This window comes from Pseudomonas gorinensis, assembly GCF_042015035.1.
In the GTDB taxonomy this organism is placed as follows: domain Bacteria; phylum Pseudomonadota; class Gammaproteobacteria; order Pseudomonadales; family Pseudomonadaceae; genus Aquipseudomonas; species Aquipseudomonas gorinensis.
Window position 1 is genome coordinate 5262145 of the sequence record NZ_CP167125.1, and the last position, 19191, is coordinate 5281335.

Consider the following 19191-nt stretch of genomic DNA (forward strand, 5'->3'; position numbering starts at 1 on the left):
GGGGCAAGCCCTAATGCCGTTCAGTTAAGGTTTTTTTGTAGGAGCGAGCTTGCTCGCGAAGAACTCACAGACGCCGCGTTCATTCAGGAAACACGCGTTATCGTTGACGTTTTTCGCGAGCAAGCTCGCTCCTACAGAAGGCGATGTCCGCTTAACTGAACGGCATTAGGGCAAGCCCGCTCGCCACATGAACTGAATGACACAACACAGAATCCGGATAAGAAGACAGCCATGCGCACACTGATGATCGAACCGCTGACCAAAGAAGCCTTCGCCCCTTTCGGAGACGTTATCGAAACCGACGGCAGCGATCACTTCATGATCAACAACGGCTCGACCATGCGCTTTCACAAGCTGGCAACGGTAGAAACCGCACAGCCTGAAGACCACGCAATCATCAGCATCTTCCGCGCCGACGCGCTGGATATGCCGCTGACCGTGTGCATGCTGGAGAGACACCCGCTGGGCAGCCAGGCCTTCATTCCGCTGCTCGGCAACCCCTTTCTGATCGTGGTCGCGCCACTTGGCGATGCACCTGTATCAGGCTTGGTCCGCGCCTTCGTCACCAACGGCAGGCAGGGCATTAATTACCATCGCGGCGTCTGGCACCACCCGGTGCTGACGATCGAAAAGCGGGATGACTTCCTGGTGGTTGATCGCAGTGGCACAGGCAATAACTGCGATGAGCATTTTTTCAAAGAGGATGAGCGGTTGATCCTCGCCCCCCACCAATAAGAGAAGGCCGGATCACCCGACAACAAGGGTGACAGGCGAGAGGTAAAGACTGTGGAAGCACATCTGTTGGAATGGCTGAACCTTAGCGTGCGCTGGGTTCACATGATCACTGGCGTCGCCTGGATCGGCGCTTCGTTCTACTTTGTCTGGCTGGAAAACAACCTCAACCGCGTCAACCCCAAGAGCGGCCTGGCCGGCGACTTGTGGGCGATCCACGGTGGCGGTATCTACCACCTGGAAAAATACAAACTGGCCCCGCCGACCATGCCGGACAACCTGCACTGGTTCAAATGGGAAGCCTATTTCACCTGGATGTCGGGCGTCGCGCTGTTATGCGTGGTGTTCTACCTCAACCCGACGCTGTACCTGCTCGCCCCCGGCAGCAGCCTGAGCGGCACCGAAGGCGTATTGCTGGGCATTGGCTCGCTGTTCGCCGGCTGGTTCATCTACTCCTTCCTCTGCGACTCGGCCCTGGGCAAGCGCCCTGCCCTGCTCGGTTTCATCCTGTTCGTGCTGTTGATTGGCGCCGCGTACGGTTTCAGCAAAGTGTTCAGCGGCCGTGGCGCGTACCTGCACGTGGGTGCGGTGATCGGCACCATCATGGTCGGTAACGTATTCCGCATCATCATGCCGGCCCAGCGTGCGCTGGTGGCAGCGATCGCGGAGAACCGCACGCCCGACCCGGCCCTGCCGGCCAAGGGTTTGCTGCGCTCACGGCACAACAACTACTTCACCCTGCCGGTGCTGTTCATCATGATCAGCAACCACTTCCCGAGCACCTACGGCAGCCCATACAACTGGCTGATCCTCGCGGGTATCGCGGTGGCAGCGGTGTTGGTGCGGCACTATTTCAACACCCGGCATAACAGCCAGAAGTATGCCTGGACCTTGCCGGTGGGGGCGTTGGCGATGATCTCCCTGGCCTACGTGACCGGGCCCAAGCCCGTGGCAGAAGTGGCCAAGGCACCCGCCGCGATCGAGTACCAACCGTTGCCGGAAACCGCCTTGGGCGGCGGCGTGAAATCCGCCGCGCCAGCCGCCCCCGTCGCGGCACCCGCCCCCGCCCAGGCGACGATTGATTTCGACAAGGTGCATGGGGTGATCCAGGAACGCTGTGCGGTATGCCATTCGGCCAAGCCCACCAGCCCGCTGTTCAGCACCGCACCGGCAGGCGTGATGTTCGATACACCGGCGCAGATCCAGCAACAGGCGGCGCGTATCCAGGCGCAGGCCGTGGCGAGCCAGATCATGCCGCTGGGCAACATCACCCAGATGACCCAGCAGGAGCGCGATTTGATCGGCACCTGGATCAACCAGGGCGCGCGTACCAACTGACGGATTCACATAGTTCCAATGTGGGAGGGGGCTTGCCCCCGATGGCGGTGCATCAGTCACAGATACGTTGAATGTCACACCGCTATCGGGGGCAAGCCCCCTCCCACATTTGGACATGCCGTGTTTTGAAGATTGCGTTCCACACAACACAACAATAAAAAGATCCGAGGTGTTGCATGACCGAGTTAGTCGAACCGCAGATTCCTGCCGCACCCGCCATGGTGCGGCTGCCCCTCTTGCAACTGATTCTGGTAGGCCTGCAACACGTCTTGCTGATGTACGGCGGCGCCGTCGCGGTCCCCCTGATCATTGGCCAGGCCGCCGGCCTGAGCCGTGAAGAAATCGCCTTCCTGATCAACGCCGACCTGCTGGTGGCCGGTGTCGCGACCATGGTCCAGTCGTTCGGCATCGGCCCCCTGGGGATTCGCATGCCGGTGATGATGGGCGCCAGTTTCGCCGCGGTCGGCAGCATGGTCGCCATGGCCGGCATGCCGGGTATCGGCTTGCAGGGGATCTTCGGCGCGACCATCGCCGCCGGGTTCTTCGGCATGCTCATCGCGCCATTCATGTCCAAGGTGGTGCGCTTCTTTCCGCCGTTGGTAACCGGCACCGTGATCACCGCCATCGGCCTGTCGCTGTTCCCTGTGGCAGTGAATTGGGCAGGCGGTGGCAGCGCCGCCGCGACCTTCGGCTCGCCCATCTACCTGGCCATCGCCGCACTGGTGCTGGCCACTATCCTGCTGATCAACCGCTTCATGCGGGGCTTCTGGGTGAATATCTCGGTGTTGATCGGCATGGCGCTCGGCTACGGCTTGTGCGGCCTGCTCGGCATGGTCGATCTCAGCGGCCTGGCCCAGGCGCCATGGGTACAGGTAGTGACACCGTTGCACTTCGGCATGCCCACATTCGAGCTGGCGCCGATCCTGTCAATGTGCCTGGTGGTCGTGATCATCTTTGTCGAATCCACCGGCATGTTCCTCGCCCTGGGCAAGATCACCGGCCAGGACGTGACCCCGAAGATGCTCCGCCGTGGCTTGCTGTGCGATGCCGGCGCATCGTTCTTCGCCGGGTTCTTCAACACCTTTACCCACTCCTCGTTTGCGCAGAACATCGGCCTGGTGCAGATGACGGGCGTGCGCTGCCGTTCGGTGACGATCATGGCCGGCGCCTTTCTGATTGTGCTCAGCCTGTTGCCCAAGGCCGCCTACCTGGTGGCGTCGATTCCGCCAGCAGTACTCGGCGGCGCGGCGATTGCCATGTTCGGCATGGTGGCGGCCACCGGGATCAAGATTCTCCAGGAAGCCGATATCGCCGACCGTCGCAACCAGTTGCTGGTGGCTGTCAGCATCGGCATGGGCCTGATCCCGGTGGTGCGCCCGGAGTTCTTCGCACAACTGCCGTTGTGGATGAGCCCGATCACCCACAGCGGGATTGCCATGGCGACCCTCAGCGCGCTGGCGCTGAACGTGCTGTTCAATATCCTCGGCGGCGCAGAGCGCCCCGCCGTCGCCCATACGCATTGATGCCTTTGTTAGTCCAAAAATAACAACAGACAAGGAACATCCCATGCATACCATTCACCTGGGGCCGGCCATGTGCCGTGCCCCATTCTCGCCCCTTGCGCGCTCTAACAGCGCACTTGAGCCAAGGCTTTGGAGCCAGTATTCTCCGCGCCCGCTCGAATCGACTCAAAAAAAAACAGCGAATGTAAAAGCTGACTGCAAGGCCAACTTATCCCGGCCCTGCAACAGCGACCAATGTGCACAAACATCCCCTGAATTCGACTGCATTCCGTGCAGCCGACGGGGATTTTTTGGTTTTTCAAACACGTTGGCGCAGCTCTTGCTAAAAGCATCAAAGCTGACCGAATAGACGATTTTTGCAGCGAACCAAAAGGCGCCACACCAGAGCGCCTGCGTAGAAGAAAAACCATAAAACTTTAACTCGGGAGCAACCGAATGAAACCTATGTTCAAGGGCCTGATGCTGGCGGGATCGCTGCTGGCCGGTGGCCAAGCCGTGGCCGGTGACTTGTTGCAGTGGCAGAACAACAGCCTGACTTACCTGTGGGGCAAGAGCTTCACGGTTAACCCGCAGATCCAGCAAACCGTCACCTTCGAACATGCCGACGCATGGAAGTACGGCGACAACTTCTTCTTCCTCGACCGCATCTTTTATAACGGCAAGGAAGATGGCAACGTCGGCCCGAGCACTTACTACGGCGAGTTCAGCCCACGCTTGTCGTTCGGCAAGATCCTGGACAAGGACTTGTCCTTCGGCCCGATCAAGGATGTGTTACTGGCCTTCACTTATGAGTTCGGCGAAGGCGATAACGAATCGTACCTGCTCGGCCCTGGCTTCGACCTGAACATCCCAGGCTTCGACTACTTCCAGCTGAACTTCTACCAGCGTCAGACCGAAGGCAATCGCCCGGGTGACGGCGTATGGCAGATCACTCCGGTATGGGCGTACACCCTCCCCGTTGGCAACTCCGACATCCTGATCGACGGTTTCATGGATTGGGTGGTGGACAACGACAAGAACGCCCGTGGCACTTACCACGCCAACCTGCACTTCAACCCACAGGTCAAATACGACCTAGGCAAGGCGCTGCATTGGGGCGATAAGCAGTTGTATGTGGGTTTTGAATACGACTACTGGAAGAACAAGTACGGGATCGAGGATTCCGGGGCGTTCAAGACCAACCAGGACACGGCGAGCTTCCTGGTCAAGTATCACTTCTGACCGAACATCGCAGGTCAAAATGTGTCAGGGGCAAGCCCCAATGCCTGTCAGTTAAGCGTACAGCGCCTTCTGTAGGAGCGATAACTGACTGGTATTTGGGCTTGCCCCTCCCACATTCAGATAGGCGGCAGGCCTAAGAACCGGGTGATTTCTTCACGCTTGGCCAACGCATCTTTCCTGCCCAATTCAATCAACTCGCTGCAATACCCCGCTTCGAACAACAAGTAACTCAGCACCCCTGCCCCACTCGTCTTGGTCGCCCCCGGCCCGCGCAGGAACAGGCGCAATGCCGCGGGCAATTCCTGACGATGCCGCGCCGCGATTTCATCGATCGGCTGGCTCGGCGCAATCACCAGCACGTCCACCGGGGCCAGGCCGCGGGATGCGCTGTCGGCAGGCTGGAAATGGCTGAACTGGTTCAAACGCTCCAGCAACTCGATATCACTTTCCAGGCTGTCGATGAACGTGCTGTTGAGCATATGCCCGCCAATCTGCGCCAGGGTCGGTTGCTGGCCCGTGAAGACGCGCGGTGTCGCCGCCTCGTTGCCCCGTGGGTTGCCACTGACCCCCACCACCAGCACACGGCTGGCCCCCAGGTGCAAGGCTGGACTGATGGGTGCCGACTGTCGCACGGCGCCATCGCCGAAATATTCCTGGTCGAGTTTCACCGGGGCAAACAGCAAGGGGATCGCCGAACTGGCCAGCAGGTGTTCAACCGACAGTTGGGTCGGCACGCCGATACGGCGGTGGCGCAACCAGGCGTCGATGGTGCCGCCGCCCTGATAGAAGGTCACCGCTTGTCCGGACTCATAGCCGAACGCGGTCACCGCCACCGCGTGCAGATGCTTCTCGCGGATGGCCTCATCGATGCCCTCCAGGTGCAGCTTGTCGTGGAGCAGCTCGCGCAGCGGCGAGCTGTTGAGCAGCGCCACCGGCACTTGGGCGCCCAGGCCCAGCAGGCTGTGAAAACAGAAACGGCTGGCCTGGTGAATCACCCCCGGCCAGTCGCTGCGCAGCACCCGATGGCTGCGAAAGCCCTGCCAGAACGCGGTAAGACGCTGGATCGCCGCCGTGAAGTCCATGGCGCCGCTGGCCAGGCTGACCGCATTGATCGCCCCGGCCGAGGTGCCGACGATGACCGGAAAAGGATTCGGCGCCCCCAACGGCAGCAACTCGGCAATCGCCGCCAACACCCCCACCTGATACGCCGCTCGCGCTCCGCCGCCGGAAAGAATCAAGCCTGTGACCGGTTCAGCTGGGCGCATTGCATCACTCCATGTGGGGCCAACAGGGGAAGGTCAGGTGTTATCGACGACGTTTTTCGTACAGCTTGGGTTCGCCCGGTGGCCGGCTCTTGAAGCGGCGGTGGGTCCACAGGTATTGCTCGGGGCATTCACGCACCGAGGCTTCGACCCAGCGGTTGATGCGCAGGCAGTCGACTTCGTCGCTTTCGCCCGGGAAGTCGGTCAACGGCGGGTGGATCACCAGGCGGTAACCGCTGCCATCGGCCAGGCGCTCCTGGGTGAACGGCACCACCAGCGCCTTGCCCAGCTTGGCGAACTTGCTGGTGGCGGGCACGGTGGCGGCCTGGATGCCGAACAGCGGCACGAAGATACTTTGCTTGGCGCCGTAGTCCTGGTCCGGCGCGTACCAGATGGCGCGGCCGGCGCGCAGCAGCTTGAGCATGCCGCGCACGTCTTCGCGCTCGACGGCCAGGGAATCGAGATTATGCCGCTCGCGACCACGGCGCTGGATAAAGTCGAATAAGGGGTTGCCGTGCTCGCGGTACATGCCATCGATGGTGTGCTTCTGTCCCAGCAAGGCTGCGCCGATTTCCAGGGTAGTGAAGTGCAGGGCCATGAGGATCACGCCCTTGCCATCCAACTGCGCCTGCTTGAGGTGTTCCAGGCCCTCGACGTGAGCCAGGCGCGCCAGGCGCTGGCGCGACCACCACCAGCTCATGGCCATTTCAAAGAACGCGATGCCGGTGGAAGCAAAGTTTTCCTTGAGCAGCTTTTTGCGCTGCGCGGCGGATTTTTCCGGGAAGCACAGCTCCAGGTTGCGCGCGGCGATGCGGCGACGCTCGCCGGCCACGCGGTACATGCCCGCACCCAGCAGGCGACCAATGGCCAGCAACGCGCGATACGGCAATTGAGTGATCAGCCACAGCAGGCCGAGTCCCAGCCATAACAGCCAAAAACGCGGGTGAAAAAATACAGCACGAAAACGCGGGCGATCCATTACAGATTCCGGTAAAGACAAGGGCCGCGCATTCTACAACGGTTCGACTCGGCTTGCGGCCAGTGGATGTTCTCGTTATAAGTCTCGACACTTTTCGTGACAAGCCGCTTTTGCCGACCATGAGCCAAACCGAACCGCTAGACCAAGATCCCGTGTTCCAGCTGAAAGGCAGCATGCTCGCCATCACCGTGCTGGAACTGGCCCGCAATGACCTCGATGCCCTGGACCGCCAGCTCGCCGCCAAGGTCGCCCTGGCGCCGAACTTCTTCAACAATGCCCCGCTGGTGCTGGCCCTGGACAAGCTGCCGGCCGGCCAAGGCGCGATCGACCTGCCCGGCCTGATGCGCGTATGCCGCTCCCATGGCTTACGCACCCTGGCGATCCGTGCCAGCCGTATCGAAGACATTGCCGCCGCCATCGCCATTGAACTGCCAGTACTGCCACCGTCCGGCGCACGCGAGCGTCCACTCGATCCGACGGAAGGTGAAGTGAAGAAAAAACCGGAAAAACCGGCGGAACCGACGATCAAGCCGACAAAGATCATCACCTCCCCCGTACGCGGCGGGCAGCAGATTTACGCCCAGGGCGGCGACCTGGTGGTGATCTCATCGGTCAGCCCCGGCGCGGAACTTCTGGCCGACGGAAACATCCATGTATACGGCCCGATGCGCGGACGTGCGCTCGCCGGTATCAAGGGTGACACCAAGGCACGTATTTTTTGCCAGCAATTGACCGCTGAACTCGTGTCCATCGCAGGCCAGTACAAGGTTTCAGAAGATTTGCGCCGCGATCCGCTGTGGGGGGCTGGTGTACAGGTCAGCCTGTCGGGCGATGTGTTGAACATCATCCGTCTTTAACGGATACTGCCGCATTTTCCAAGCATCTCTAGACTCTGATAGCACAGCGAAACTGGCAAGACTTGCGTAGGAATAATTGGAAGTTGGCGTTTCCCCTGCGGGAACCCCATCTTTTCCCTACAAAGGCTGTCCGCCTGCAGCGAGTTCCAAGAGATGTTTTTCAGGGGCTGAAAAGTCCTTTTTCCTTAGGGGTGAAACACCTTGGCCAAGATTCTCGTGGTTACATCCGGCAAGGGTGGTGTGGGTAAGACCACCACCAGCGCCGCTATCGGTACCGGCCTCGCACTGCGCGGCCACAAGACAGTCATCGTCGACTTCGACGTCGGTTTGCGTAACCTCGACCTGATCATGGGCTGCGAACGCCGCGTGGTGTACGACTTCGTCAACGTCGTCAATGGTGAAGCCAACCTGCAACAGGCGCTGATCAAGGACAAACGCCTTGAGAACCTGTATGTACTGGCCGCCAGCCAGACCCGTGACAAAGACGCACTGACCAAGGAAGGCGTCGGCAAAGTCCTCGCCGAGCTGAAGGAAACCTTCGAATACGTGGTGTGTGACTCCCCGGCCGGTATCGAAACCGGTGCTCACCTGGCGATGTACTTCGCCGATGAAGCCATCGTGGTGACCAACCCGGAAGTGTCCTCGGTACGTGACTCGGACCGTATGCTGGGCCTGCTGGCCAGCAAGTCCAAGCGCGCCGAAGAGGGTCAGGACCCGATCAAGGAACACCTGCTGCTCACCCGCTACAACCCTGAGCGTGTCAGCAACGGCGAAATGCTCGGCGTTGAAGACGTGAAGGAAATCCTTGCAGTGACCCTGCTGGGCGTGATCCCGGAATCCCAGGCAGTTCTGAAGGCATCCAACCAAGGCGTGCCGGTGATTCTTGACGACCAGAGCGACGCCGGCCAGGCGTACAGCGATGCGGTCGATCGTCTGCTGGGCAAGACCGTGGAACATCGCTTCCTCGATGTTAAGAAGAAGGGATTCTTCGAGCGTATCTTTGGAGGCAACTAAACAATGAAATTTCTCGACTTCTTTCGCGCCAACAAAAAGCCAAGTACCGCGTCGGTAGCGAAAGAGCGTCTACAGATCATCGTGGCGCACGAACGCGGCCAACGCAGTACACCGGACTACCTGCCAGCCTTGCAGAAGGAATTGGTAGAGGTGATCCGCAAGTACGTCAATATCGGCAACGATGACGTGCATGTCGCCCTGGAAAACGACGGCAGCTGCTCGATTCTGGAACTCAATATCACCCTGCCTGATCGTTGATCGAAAGGGCGGTCGCCACGGCGGCTCCGTCACCCTGATGCCTTTGCGGGCATCGGGTGGTCGAGCCGCCGTTGGCGTTTGTTACGAGGCTGTTTAATGCCGTTGTCCAACATCCATATTCTTCATCAGGACGATGCCGTCCTGGTGGTGAACAAGCCGACTTTGCTGCTCTCGGTGCCTGGCCGCGCCGATGACAACAAGGATTGCCTGATCACCCGCCTGCAGGAAAACGGCTACCCCGAAGCCCGCATCGTCCATCGCCTGGACTGGGAAACCTCGGGCATCATACTGCTGGCCCGGGACGCCGATACTCACCGCGAGCTGTCTCGCCAGTTTCACGATCGCGAAACCGAAAAAGCCTACACCGCCCTGGCCTGGGGCCAGCCGGCACTGGACAGCGGCAGCATCGACCTGCCCCTGCGCTATGACCCGCCGACCAAGCCGCGGCATGTGGTCGACCACGAATTCGGCAAACATGCGCTGACCTTCTGGAAGGTGCTGGAACGTTGCGGCGACTGGTGCCGAGTCGAGTTGACGCCGATCACGGGGCGTTCCCACCAGTTGCGGGTGCACATGCTGTCCATCGGCCACCCCTTGCTCGGCGATGGCCTGTACGCCCATGAACAAGCCCTGGCCGCCTGGCCACGCCTGTGCCTGCACGCGAGCATGCTGAGCTTCACCCACCCGCAAAGCGGCGAGCGTTTGCGCTTCGAGTGCCCAGCCCCGTTCTAAAGCTGCAAACACAGTAAATGTGGGAGGGGGCAGCCCCCGATTGCGGAGTGTCAGTCACTGTATTTGTTGACTGGGCCACGGCAATCGGGGGCAAGCCCCCTCCCACATTTGTGCTGTGCACTTCTTGCCATCGGACGGTAAACTCCGCGCATTGCTGTCTGGAGCTATTTATGCGCGAAGCGTTGAATCAAGGCCTGATCGACTTCCTCAAGGCCTCCCCTACTCCTTTCCATGCCACCGCGGCCCTGGCCCAGCGCCTCGAAGCCGCCGGTTTCCAGCGTCTCGACGAGCGCGAAACCTGGGCCACCGAAGCCAACGGGCGCTATTACGTCACCCGCAACGATTCCTCGATCATCGCCTTCAAGCTCGGCCGTCACGCGCCACTGCAAGGCGGCATCCGCCTGGTTGGCGCCCACACTGACAGCCCGTGCCTGCGGGTCAAGCCGCAGCCTGAGCTGCAACGCCAGGGCTTCTGGCAGTTGGGTGTGGAAGTCTACGGCGGTGCGCTGCTGGCGCCGTGGTTCGACCGCGACCTGTCCCTGGCCGGGCGCGTCACCTTCCGCCGCGACGGCAAGGTCGAAAGCCAACTGATCGACTTCAAGCTGCCCATCGCGATCATCCCCAACCTGGCCATTCACCTGAACCGTGAAGCCAATCAGGGCTGGGCGATCAACGCCCAGACCGAGTTGCCGCCGATCCTCGCGCAGTTTGCCGGCGATGAACGCGTGGACTTCCGCGCCGTGCTCACCGAGCAACTGGCCCGCGAGCACGGCTTGAATGCCGATGTGGTGCTCGACTACGAGCTGAGCTTCTACGACACCCAGAGTGCTGCCGTGATCGGCCTGAACGGCGACTTCATCGCCGGCGCACGCCTGGACAACCTGCTGTCGTGCTACGCCGGCCTGCAAGCCTTGCTCACCAGCGAGACCGATGAAACCTGCGTGCTGGTGTGCAACGACCACGAAGAAGTCGGTTCCTGCTCGGCCTGCGGTGCCGACGGCCCGATGCTGGAACAGACCCTGCGCCGCCTGCTGCCTGAAGGTGATGAATTCGTACGCACCATTCAGAAATCGCTGTTGGTTTCAGCCGACAACGCCCATGGCGTGCACCCGAACTACGCCGAGAAGCATGACGCCAACCACGGGCCCAAGCTGAATGCGGGCCCGGTGATCAAGGTCAACAGCAACCAGCGCTACGCCACCAATAGCGAAACCGCCGGTTTCTTCCGCCACCTGTGCATGGCCGAGGAAGTCCCGGTACAGAGCTTCGTGGTGCGCAGCGACATGGGCTGTGGCTCGACCATCGGCCCGATCACTGCCAGCCACCTGGGCGTGCGCACCGTGGACATCGGCCTGCCGACGTTTGCCATGCATTCCATCCGCGAGCTGTGCGGCAGCCATGACCTGGCGCATTTGGTCAAAGTACTCGGCGCGTTCTACGCCAGCCACGACCTGCCCTGATCCAAAGGCTGAATGCAGTTAAACAGGTGGGAGGGGCGGTGATTCGACTTGCCCCTCCCACATTTGGCTTCGCGTACACCTGATCTATATCACCTGCATTTCCCACAATCCCACCTAGACTTGTCACTATTCCCACTCTGACAAGGCCATCGCCTCATGATCACCATGTCCTCCTTCCACGCCATGCTCATCCCTATCCTGATCGGCATGATCATGCTCGCGGTTGGTTTTAACTTTCGTGACAAGCCCCTGGGTGTGTTCGGCATGTGGATCGGCATGCTGTTGATCCTGGGCACCGTGGTCTACAAGATCCTCGCCAAACTGGCCGAATGACAAATGCACTCGCATTGGGCATAGCGGCCTCGTACACTCGGTCAACTCGTCGTTTCCAAGGTTGACCGCCTCCGTGCTTTCCCGTCTGTTCGCTCTGCCCTGCTACCTGCTGATCGCCCTGCTCACGCTGCTGCCGCTCGCACCTGCCCAGGCCGTGAGCTTGCCCGGCTTGCTGAGCAGCACCAACAAGACCCAACCCCAGGCCGATGTGCCTCTGGGGCAGTCGTTGGACGAGGTGATCAAGACCCTGGAAAACGACCAGCAGCGCACCCAACTGCTGAGCGACCTGAAGAAGCTGCGCGAAGCCACGCAAAAAGCCCAGCCGGCCGCCGAACAAGGCGTGCTCGGGTTGATCGGCAGCACGCTGTCGGACCTTGAGCAACAATTTTCCGGGGACGACAGCCCGATCAGCCGCTGGTCCAACGAGGTTGACCTGGCCAAGGATGAACTGAGCGCACTGATACTGCCGGCCAATGAATGGCTACCCATCATTTTCGGTTTCGCCGTGATCCTGGCGGTGTGGAGCCTGCTCGCCGCCGCGTTGATCTGGCTCAGCCACCGCGTGCGCGAGCGCTTCGGCCTGCCCGAGGAATTGCCACAACACCCGCGCACCTGGGACATGCTGCGCTTCGCCCTGCGCAAGCTGGGGCCTTGGCTGATCGCCCTGGTGATCACCGTGTACCTGAGCTATGCACTGCCGTCGTCCCTGGGCAAATCCCTGGCAATGGTGCTGGCCTACGCGCTGGTGGTCGGTACGTGTTTCTCGGCGATCTGCGTGATCGCGTTCTCCCTGCTCGACGGCCCGCACCGCCACCGCGCGTTGTATATCCTGCGGCACCAGGCGTTCCGTCCACTGTGGTGGATCGGTAGCTTTGCCGCCTTTGGCGAAGCGTTGAGCGACCCCAGGCTGGTCACGGCGCTCGGCCAGCATTTGGCTCATACCGCAGCGACCGTGGCCAATGTGATGGCTGCGCTGTCCACCGGTGTGTTTATCCTGCGTTTTCGCCGGCCGATTGCGCACCTGATCCGCAACCAGCCGCTGTCCCGACGCCTGACCCGCCGCGCCCTCAGCGACACGATCGAAATCATCGGCACCTTCTGGTTCATCCCGGCCCTGCTGCTGGTGGGTATCTCGCTGTTCGCCACCTTCGTCTCGGCCGGCGACACCAGCACCGCCCTGCGCCAGTCGCTGCTGTGCACCGTGTTGCTGGTGCTGTGCATGGTGATCAACGGCCTGGTCCGACGCCACGCGCTCAAACCGCAACGCGGGCACAAGCGCCATGCGCTGTACTCCGAGCGCCTGAAAAGCTTCGTCTACACCCTGGCCCACCTGGCGGTATGGCTGGCATTTATCGAGCTGGGGCTGCGAGTCTGGGGCTTGTCGCTGATCCGCTTTACCGAAGGCGATGGTCATGAAGTCGCCGTCAAGCTATTCGGCCTGGCGGGCACCCTGCTGTTCGCGTGGCTGATCTGGATTCTCAGCGACACCGCGATCCTCCACGCCCTCACCCGCTCGCGCAAAGGCCTGGCCAATGCCCGTGCGCAGACCATGATGCCGTTGATCCGCAACGTGCTGTTCGTGACCATCTTTATCATCGCGGCCATCGTTGCCCTGGCGAACATGGGCATGAACGTCACACCACTGCTGGCCGGTGCCGGTGTAATCGGCCTGGCCATCGGTTTTGGTGCGCAGTCGCTGGTGGCGGACTTGATCACCGGCCTGTTCATCATCATCGAGGATTCCCTGGCCATCGATGACTACGTCGACGTCGGTGGCCACCTCGGTACCGTCGAAGGCCTGACCATCCGCACCGTACGCCTGCGCGATATCGACGGCATCGTCCACACCATCCCATTCAGCGAAATCAAGAGCATCAAGAACTACTCGCGGGAGTTCGGCTACGCGATCTTCCGGGTCGCGATCCCCTACAACATGGACATCGACAGCGCGATCAAGCTGATACGCGACGTCGGCCATAAAATGCGCAACGACCCGCTGCAGCGTCGCAATATCTGGTCGCCCCTTGAGATTCAGGGCGTGGAGAGCTTCGAGTCGGGCAGCGCAATCCTGCGCGCACGCTTCAAAACCGCGCCGATCAAGCAGTGGGAAGTGTCGCGGGCGTTCAACCTGTCACTCAAGCGCCATCTGGACGAAGCCGGGCTCGACCTGGCCACGCCGCGCTTGAGCGTGCAGGTGGTGACAGGGGCTGCGGGTGGGCTGGAAAAAGACAAGAACGTATAAGGGGTACAGGCCTGTTGTGGGAGCGGGCCTCTGGTGGGAGCGGGTCTGTTGTGGCGAGCGGGCTTGTTGTGGCGAGCGGGCTTGCCCCGCGTTGGGCTGCGAAGCAGCCCCAATCAAGAAGCACTCGGTGTATCAGGTACAACTCAGCGGCTGGTCTTGGGGCCGCTGCGCAGCCCAACGCGGGGCAAGCCCGCTCGCCACAACAAGCCCGCTCGCCACACATCAAGCCAGCCTTCCACATCAAGCCCGCCTTCCACATCCAGCAGGCTTGACCCAGGTTTTGTGTCAGCCCAGCGCGGCGCCGTCCATCTTCTGGCGCAGGCTCAGCGGGCGCATGTCGGTCCAGGTTTCCTCGATATAGGCCAGGCACTCTTTCTTCAGGCCGCTCTTGCCCACGGTACGCCAGCCTTCCGGCACAGCCTTGTAGTCGGGCCAGATGGAGTACTGTTCTTCATGGTTGACCACTACTTGGAACAGGATGTCGTCGCGGTCAAATACTGAGGTCATTGCGGTTCTCCGTCGCTCAAAGGCTGGCTGCGCACCACGCGCAGCGCTGATATCTGTAGAAACGTACCAAGACGTTGAAAAATTAGAGGCTGGCGACCGCCGCCGCCAATGCACGCCCGAAGATCTCGGCGACGCGGTCGATTTCCACGGCCGTGATCACCAGCGGCGGCAGGAAGCGCACCACGCCGCCATGTCGGCCACCCAGCTCCAGGATCAGGCCGCGCTTGAGGCATTCACGCTGTACCAGCGGTGCCAGTTGGCGATGCACCGGTGGGTGGCCCTGGATATCGAGGGGGCCGTGCGGGTCCACCAGCTCTACGCCGAGCATCAACCCACGGCCACGGATATCGCCCAACTGCGGGAAGTCGCGCTGCAGGAGGCGCAGGTGCTCGCCGAGGCGCTCGCCCATCGCCGCCGCATGGCCGGCGAGGTCATGGTCCTTGAGGTAGCGCATCACCGCCGACCCCGCCGCCATGGCCATCTGGTTGCCGCGGAAGGTTCCGGCATGGGCGCCGGGCAGCCAGGTGTCGAGCCAGTCGCGGTACACCACCACCGCCAACGGCAGGCTGCCGCCGATGGCCTTGGACATCACCACCACGTCCGGGATGATCCCGGCGTGTTCAAAGGCGAACATTTTGCCTGTGCGGCCGAAACCGCTCTGGATCTCATCGACGATCAACGCCACGCCGGCCTGCTCGGTGATACGGCGCAAACCGCGCAGCCAATCGAGATCGGCCGGGATCACGCCGCCCTCGCCCTGCACCACTTCGACGATCACCGCCGCCGGCAACAACACCCCGGCTTCCGGGTCGGTGAGCAGGTTTTCCAGGTAATGCAAGTTGACCCGAACCCCTTGCGCGCCGCCCAGGCCGAACGGGCAGCGGTAGTCGTAGGGGAACGGCAGGAACTGCACGCCATTACCGAGCAACGCCCCCAGGGGTTTCTTCGGACCCAGGCTGCCCATCAGGCTCAAGGCACCCTGGCTCATACCGTGGTACCCACCCTGGAACGACAACACCGTGCTCCGGCCGGTCGCGGTGCGCACCAGTTTCAACGCGGCTTCCACCGCATCGGTGCCGGTGGGGCCGCAGAACTGGATCTTCGCTTCACGGGCCAATGCTGGCGGCAACAGACCGAACAGGTCCTGCACGAACTGGTCCTTGACCGGCGTCGTCAGGTCGAGGGTGTGCAACGGCAATTCATCGCTCAGCACTTGCTGGATGGCGGCGATCACCACCGGGTGGTTATGCCCCAACGCCAAGGTGCCGGCGCCCGCCAGGCAGTCGATGAAGCTGCGCCCTTCCACATCCTCCACGTAGATCCCCTTGGCGCGCTTGAGCGCCAGGGGGATACGCCGTGGGTAACTGCGGGCATTGGACTCCTGCTGGCGCTGACGGGCCAGCAGCGGCGTTTCTTCGAACTGGTAGAGCGTTTCTGCGGGTGCCGGGCTGACAAGCGCCTGGGCGTCTTCGATACGGCTGGTAGCGACTGACATCTCTCGATCCCTCAATACGCTGATGATGGTGACCAAACTGCCGATCCGTTGGCGTCTGGCCCAAGGGCATGCGCACGGATTTCCTGTTCTGGAAACGCACCAGCGAGAGGAGGATTTAGGAGAAGTGATTGTTGACTGAGGCATGAGGATCAAAATGTGGGCGGGGCAAGTCGAATCGTCGCCCCGCCCCTCCCACCTTTGAACGGTGCGGGGCTTCAAAGCCCAAGGTACTTTTCATTCAAGGCATACAGAATCGCGCAGGTTTCGACATCCAGGAACCCGCAGTAATCCCGCGGCCGAAAGTGCATCTGAAATGCGCGGGTCCTCAGTTCAAACCCATGGCGGTTCTGCGCCGGCTTATAGCCGTAGCGCTGGAATGCCCGCTCCACCTCCACTTCAGGCGGTAAGCCGAGACAGAACCGGCGCTGGTACATGGCTCGCGTCGACTCGTCAAACCACGCCCCGATTCCCGCCTCGAACAAGCGGCGCCACGGCAGCCGGGGCCCCGGATCGCTCTTGCGCCCATAGGCCACATCCGAATGCCCGAGCACGTCGGTCGGCCCGATCTGTGGGTAACGCTCGAGAATGTCACGCAGCAACTCGATCAACACCTCGACCTGCTCCTCGGCGTAACAGGGAAAGGTAAACCCACTGGCGTCATCCCGCGCCTGATTGACGATTTCGATGCCAATCGAGCGACTGTTGAGGTTATCCCGCCCCCCCCATTGGCTCACCCCGGCATGCCAGGCACGCTTGTCCTCGTCCACCAGGCGAAACACGCGCAATTCGTCATAGCCGGCCGTGCGGTAGCCGGGCTCATCGGGGTCGGGCAGCAAGTAATGCGCACTGACCCCGTTCCGGGTCAGGGTGTGCAAGGAGGAGGCGAAGGGTGCCGCGGTGTAATGCAGGATCACTTGGCGCACAGGTTCGCCATTGCGTTCGTTGAAGTCCCTGGAGGGAAAACTGGTATCGATCACCAACATAAGAGCTGTCCTTTTCAACACAGGCCGAGTCATTCAGCCCGTTCAAGCGCAAAAAAATTACCGCCATCCTGAAGGGTTGAACCTCAGGAGGGCGGTAACTATGTGTGACACTTGAAAAAAGGGTGATCAGCGCCGCAGGGGCATGCCCAGGTCAACTCGCAGGCCATCCGGCTGGCTGTCGAATGTCAACGAGCACGAACAGCGCTGCACGATCGCTTGCACGATCGCCAGGCCCAAGCCGCACCCTTCGCTGTTGCCATTGCGCCAGAAACGCTGGGTCAGGTATTGCAGGTCTTCGGCGGATATCTGCGTGCCATGGTCACGCACACGAAACACCACCTGGTCGGCGGTGGTGGATACATTGAGTTCCACCCGGGTAGCCGCCGGGGTGTGGCGCAGGGCGTTGTCCAACAGGTTGCGCAGGGCCGCAACCGCCAGGCCCACCGGCATTTCCACCGGGGCACTTGAGAGGTTGTCCGGCAGGATCAGGTCGATCCGCGAATTGTCACCGGCATTCGCGTCCTGGATCGCCAGCCGTGCAACCTCCTCGGCACTGGATTGCATGCCATCGTCAAACGACAGGCTGCCCTCCACCCGCGCCAGCAGCAGCAATTGTTCGAGGGTGCGGTGCAGACGGTCGGCGCCCTCCTCGGCGTGGGCCAGGGACTGGTCGCGGGCAGCGCCCTCGGTCATGCGGGCCACTTGCAGGTGGGTCTTGATCGCCGTCAGCGGGCTGCGCAACTCGTGGGCGGCGTCGCCGGTGAGGCGGCGTTCGCGCTCGATGGTCTTGGCGATGCGTTGCAACAGTTGGTTTTGCGTGTCGAGCAGCGGCTTGAGCTCGCTGGGCAGCGGGTGGATCTGCAACGGCTCAAGGGAGTCGGCACTGCGGCGCATCAACGCGTCACGCATGCGGTTGAGCGGCAGCAGGCTCTGGCCGATGCCCAGCCACAGCAGGCACAAGCAGCCCAACAGGGCCACGCCCACCGGCACCGAGGCCGCCAGCAGGATCGACAGGTTCAAGGCTTCCCGCTCCACCTGGCGGTCGGCGGTGGTGATGAACAGGTCGCCACGGGCCAGGGTGAAGCTGCGCCACGCCGCGCCGTCGATGATCTGGTCACGGAAGCCACTGCGGTGGGATTCCAGGCCCTGGTCAGGGGTAGTGTGGCTGCGCGCCAGCACCTCACCGCGCAAGGAGCTGACCTGGCATGCCATGCCCCCCGGCACGTTGAGTTGTTCGGCACTGAAATGCTTGCCCTCGGCGGTGCTCGCCAGGCCGGGCATTTGCTCCATCAAACCGGCGACCATACGCGCGGACGCCACCAGGCGCTGGTCGAGGGAAAACATCATTTGGTTGCGCAGATCGTTGAGCATCCAGGCAGCCGCCAAGGCCCAGATCAGCACAAAGGCGGCGCCGAGCTTGAACGTCAGCCGCAGTCGCAGGCTCATCACGAAACCTTCTCTCCCGCCTCGGCCGGGCCGCCATCCGCCGGCCCCAGGCGATAGCCCAGGCCGCGCACGGTCTCAACGATGCCATTGCCCAATTTGCGCCGCAGGTGGTGGATGTGCACGTTGAGCGCGTTGCTCTCCAGCTCGTCGTTGAAACCGTAGACGCTGTCCTTGAGCTGCTCGCTGGAGAGCACTCGGCCTTTGTTGTGCAGCAGGGCTTGCAGCAACGCTTGTTCGCGGCGCGACAAGTCCACAGGCTGCCCGCCCAGGAAGGTCTCGCGGCTGCTGGGGTTATAGGTCAGTTGGCCATGCTCGATCAGGTTGACGCTACGCCCGGCCACCCGCCGCAGCAGGGTTTGCAGGCGCGCAGCGAGTTCGCGCAGGTCGAAGGGCTTGAGCAGGTAGTCGTCGGCACCGGCCTGCAGGCCGTCGACGCGGTTGGTTACCGAGTCGCGCGCGGTGAGAATCAGCACCGGGATCTCCAGGCCCTGGCTGCGCTGTTGCTGCAACAGCTTGAGGCCGTCTTCGTCGGGCAGGCCGAGGTCGAGCACCATGATGTCGAAGGTAGCCGCCTTGAGCATCGCCCGCGCCGCTGCCGCCGAGGCCACGCGCTCGACCGTAAAGCCCTGGGCGCCGAGGCCGGCCACGATGCCGCTGGCGATCAGTTCGTCGTCTTCACAGACCAGTACGTGCATGCTGAACCCTTCATGAAAGATGGGGGTGATTAAAAGTGCTGCGGATTAAGCAGCGATTATGCCGCGAAAAGAAGCCCCCTCAGACATTCCCTACACTTTAGAATAGCGCCCGGT

Annotated in this window: 18 protein-coding genes; 11 read left to right on the forward strand and 7 right to left on the reverse strand. The window is 61.8% G+C overall.

Annotated elements, in window-relative coordinates; all coding sequences use genetic code 11:
* Positions 1-231: 231 nt before the first annotated feature.
* The 4 genes from AB7933_RS23790 to AB7933_RS23805 all read left to right on the forward strand — a co-directional run bounded on the left by AB7933_RS23790 (position 232) and on the right by AB7933_RS23805 (position 4814).
* The gene (locus AB7933_RS23790; protein ID WP_024076649.1) at positions 232-735 is read left to right on the forward strand and encodes an ureidoglycolate lyase; all 504 of its coding nucleotides are present in this window, start codon (positions 232-234) and stop codon (positions 733-735) included.
* A gap of 51 nt (positions 736-786) precedes the next feature.
* Positions 787-2070: a urate hydroxylase PuuD gene (locus tag AB7933_RS23795; protein ID WP_024076650.1), complete on the forward strand. Its 1284-nt coding sequence runs from the start codon at positions 787-789 to the stop codon at positions 2068-2070.
* Between the two features lie 176 nt (positions 2071-2246).
* Positions 2247-3593 (forward strand): nucleobase:cation symporter-2 family protein, encoded by a 1347-nt coding sequence (locus AB7933_RS23800; protein ID WP_024076651.1) that lies wholly within the window; start codon positions 2247-2249, stop codon positions 3591-3593.
* Positions 3594-4028: 435 nt separating this feature from the next.
* Entirely contained in the window at positions 4029-4814 is a 786-nt protein-coding gene (locus AB7933_RS23805) for an outer membrane protein OmpK (RefSeq protein WP_024076652.1), read from the forward strand.
* A gap of 116 nt (positions 4815-4930) precedes the next feature.
* On the opposite strand, the gene AB7933_RS23810 is transcribed toward AB7933_RS23805, so the two are convergent.
* Positions 4931-6079 (reverse strand): patatin-like phospholipase family protein, encoded by a 1149-nt coding sequence (locus AB7933_RS23810; protein WP_024076653.1) that lies wholly within the window; start codon positions 6077-6079, stop codon positions 4931-4933.
* A 40-nt stretch (positions 6080-6119) separates the two neighbouring features.
* The gene (locus tag AB7933_RS23815; RefSeq protein WP_024076654.1) at positions 6120-7055 is read right to left on the reverse strand and encodes a lipid A biosynthesis lauroyl acyltransferase; all 936 of its coding nucleotides are present in this window, start codon (positions 7053-7055) and stop codon (positions 6120-6122) included.
* Between the two features lie 119 nt (positions 7056-7174).
* Between AB7933_RS23815 and minC the strand changes: the two genes are divergently transcribed.
* The 7 genes from minC (at position 7175) to AB7933_RS23850 (ending at position 13951) form a co-directional block, all read left to right on the forward strand.
* A complete protein-coding gene (gene minC, locus AB7933_RS23820; RefSeq protein WP_024076655.1) occupies positions 7175-7912 on the forward strand; it encodes a septum site-determining protein MinC in 738 nt (245 codons plus the stop codon).
* 201 nt (positions 7913-8113) lie between these two features.
* Positions 8114-8926, forward strand: a complete 813-nt coding sequence (minD, locus tag AB7933_RS23825; protein WP_003175251.1) for a septum site-determining protein MinD — start codon at positions 8114-8116, stop codon at positions 8924-8926.
* 3 nt (positions 8927-8929) lie between these two features.
* On the forward strand, positions 8930-9184 hold the full coding sequence (minE, locus tag AB7933_RS23830) for a cell division topological specificity factor MinE (protein WP_003175252.1): 255 nt from the start codon (positions 8930-8932) through the stop codon (positions 9182-9184).
* Positions 9185-9280: 96 nt separating this feature from the next.
* Positions 9281-9916 (forward strand): RluA family pseudouridine synthase, encoded by a 636-nt coding sequence (locus tag AB7933_RS23835; protein WP_003192838.1) that lies wholly within the window; start codon positions 9281-9283, stop codon positions 9914-9916.
* A gap of 170 nt (positions 9917-10086) precedes the next feature.
* Entirely contained in the window at positions 10087-11376 is a 1290-nt protein-coding gene (locus tag AB7933_RS23840) for a M18 family aminopeptidase (RefSeq protein ID WP_024076656.1), read from the forward strand.
* A gap of 156 nt (positions 11377-11532) precedes the next feature.
* The gene (locus AB7933_RS23845; RefSeq protein WP_017845812.1) at positions 11533-11709 is read left to right on the forward strand and encodes a hypothetical protein; all 177 of its coding nucleotides are present in this window, start codon (positions 11533-11535) and stop codon (positions 11707-11709) included.
* Between the two features lie 73 nt (positions 11710-11782).
* The gene (locus AB7933_RS23850; RefSeq protein WP_024076657.1) at positions 11783-13951 is read left to right on the forward strand and encodes a mechanosensitive ion channel family protein; all 2169 of its coding nucleotides are present in this window, start codon (positions 11783-11785) and stop codon (positions 13949-13951) included.
* A 285-nt stretch (positions 13952-14236) separates the two neighbouring features.
* Here AB7933_RS23850 and AB7933_RS23855 read toward each other — a convergent pair whose 3' ends face one another.
* The 5 genes from AB7933_RS23855 to AB7933_RS23875 all read right to left on the reverse strand — a co-directional run bounded on the left by AB7933_RS23855 (position 14237) and on the right by AB7933_RS23875 (position 19077).
* Positions 14237-14458 (reverse strand): MbtH family protein, encoded by a 222-nt coding sequence (locus tag AB7933_RS23855; RefSeq protein WP_024076658.1) that lies wholly within the window; start codon positions 14456-14458, stop codon positions 14237-14239.
* A gap of 82 nt (positions 14459-14540) precedes the next feature.
* Positions 14541-15953, reverse strand: a complete 1413-nt coding sequence (locus AB7933_RS23860) for an aspartate aminotransferase family protein (RefSeq protein ID WP_024076659.1) — start codon at positions 15951-15953, stop codon at positions 14541-14543.
* 215 nt (positions 15954-16168) lie between these two features.
* Entirely contained in the window at positions 16169-16936 is a 768-nt protein-coding gene (locus AB7933_RS23865; protein ID WP_024076660.1) for an N-acetylmuramoyl-L-alanine amidase, read from the reverse strand.
* Positions 16937-17062: 126 nt separating this feature from the next.
* Positions 17063-18382, reverse strand: coding sequence for an ATP-binding protein (locus tag AB7933_RS23870; protein ID WP_041160988.1), 1320 nt, complete (start codon positions 18380-18382; stop codon positions 17063-17065).
* Positions 18382-19077 carry a response regulator gene (locus AB7933_RS23875; protein WP_024076662.1) on the reverse strand — a complete coding sequence of 232 codons (696 nt, stop codon included), beginning with the start codon at positions 19075-19077 and terminating at the stop codon, positions 18382-18384. The genes AB7933_RS23870 and AB7933_RS23875 overlap by 1 nt, the downstream gene beginning before the upstream one ends.
* Positions 19078-19191 lie beyond the last annotated feature (114 nt).

Bases quoted from the DNA above. Each gene is read 5' to 3' on its own strand.
- AB7933_RS23790 (WP_024076649.1), top strand. From the start codon at position 232: ATGCGCACACTGATGATCGAACCGCTGACCAAAGAAGCCTTCGCCCCT.
- AB7933_RS23800 (WP_024076651.1), top strand. From the start codon at position 2,247: ATGACCGAGTTAGTCGAACCGCAGATTCCTGCCGCACCCGCCATGGTG.
- AB7933_RS23805 (WP_024076652.1), top strand. From the start codon at position 4,029: ATGAAACCTATGTTCAAGGGCCTGATGCTGGCGGGATCGCTGCTGGCC.
- AB7933_RS23810 (WP_024076653.1), bottom strand. From the start codon at position 6,079: ATGCGCCCAGCTGAACCGGTCACAGGCTTGATTCTTTCCGGCGGCGGA.
- AB7933_RS23815 (WP_024076654.1), bottom strand. From the start codon at position 7,055: ATGGATCGCCCGCGTTTTCGTGCTGTATTTTTTCACCCGCGTTTTTGG.
- minC (WP_024076655.1), top strand. From the start codon at position 7,175: ATGAGCCAAACCGAACCGCTAGACCAAGATCCCGTGTTCCAGCTGAAA.
- minE (WP_003175252.1), top strand. From the start codon at position 8,930: ATGAAATTTCTCGACTTCTTTCGCGCCAACAAAAAGCCAAGTACCGCG.
- AB7933_RS23835 (WP_003192838.1), top strand. From the start codon at position 9,281: ATGCCGTTGTCCAACATCCATATTCTTCATCAGGACGATGCCGTCCTG.
- AB7933_RS23840 (WP_024076656.1), top strand. From the start codon at position 10,087: ATGCGCGAAGCGTTGAATCAAGGCCTGATCGACTTCCTCAAGGCCTCC.
- AB7933_RS23845 (WP_017845812.1), top strand. From the start codon at position 11,533: ATGATCACCATGTCCTCCTTCCACGCCATGCTCATCCCTATCCTGATC.
- AB7933_RS23855 (WP_024076658.1), bottom strand. From the start codon at position 14,458: ATGACCTCAGTATTTGACCGCGACGACATCCTGTTCCAAGTAGTGGTC.
- AB7933_RS23860 (WP_024076659.1), bottom strand. From the start codon at position 15,953: ATGTCAGTCGCTACCAGCCGTATCGAAGACGCCCAGGCGCTTGTCAGC.
- AB7933_RS23865 (WP_024076660.1), bottom strand. From the start codon at position 16,936: ATGTTGGTGATCGATACCAGTTTTCCCTCCAGGGACTTCAACGAACGC.
- AB7933_RS23870 (WP_041160988.1), bottom strand. From the start codon at position 18,382: ATGAGCCTGCGACTGCGGCTGACGTTCAAGCTCGGCGCCGCCTTTGTG.
- AB7933_RS23875 (WP_024076662.1), bottom strand. From the start codon at position 19,077: ATGCACGTACTGGTCTGTGAAGACGACGAACTGATCGCCAGCGGCATC.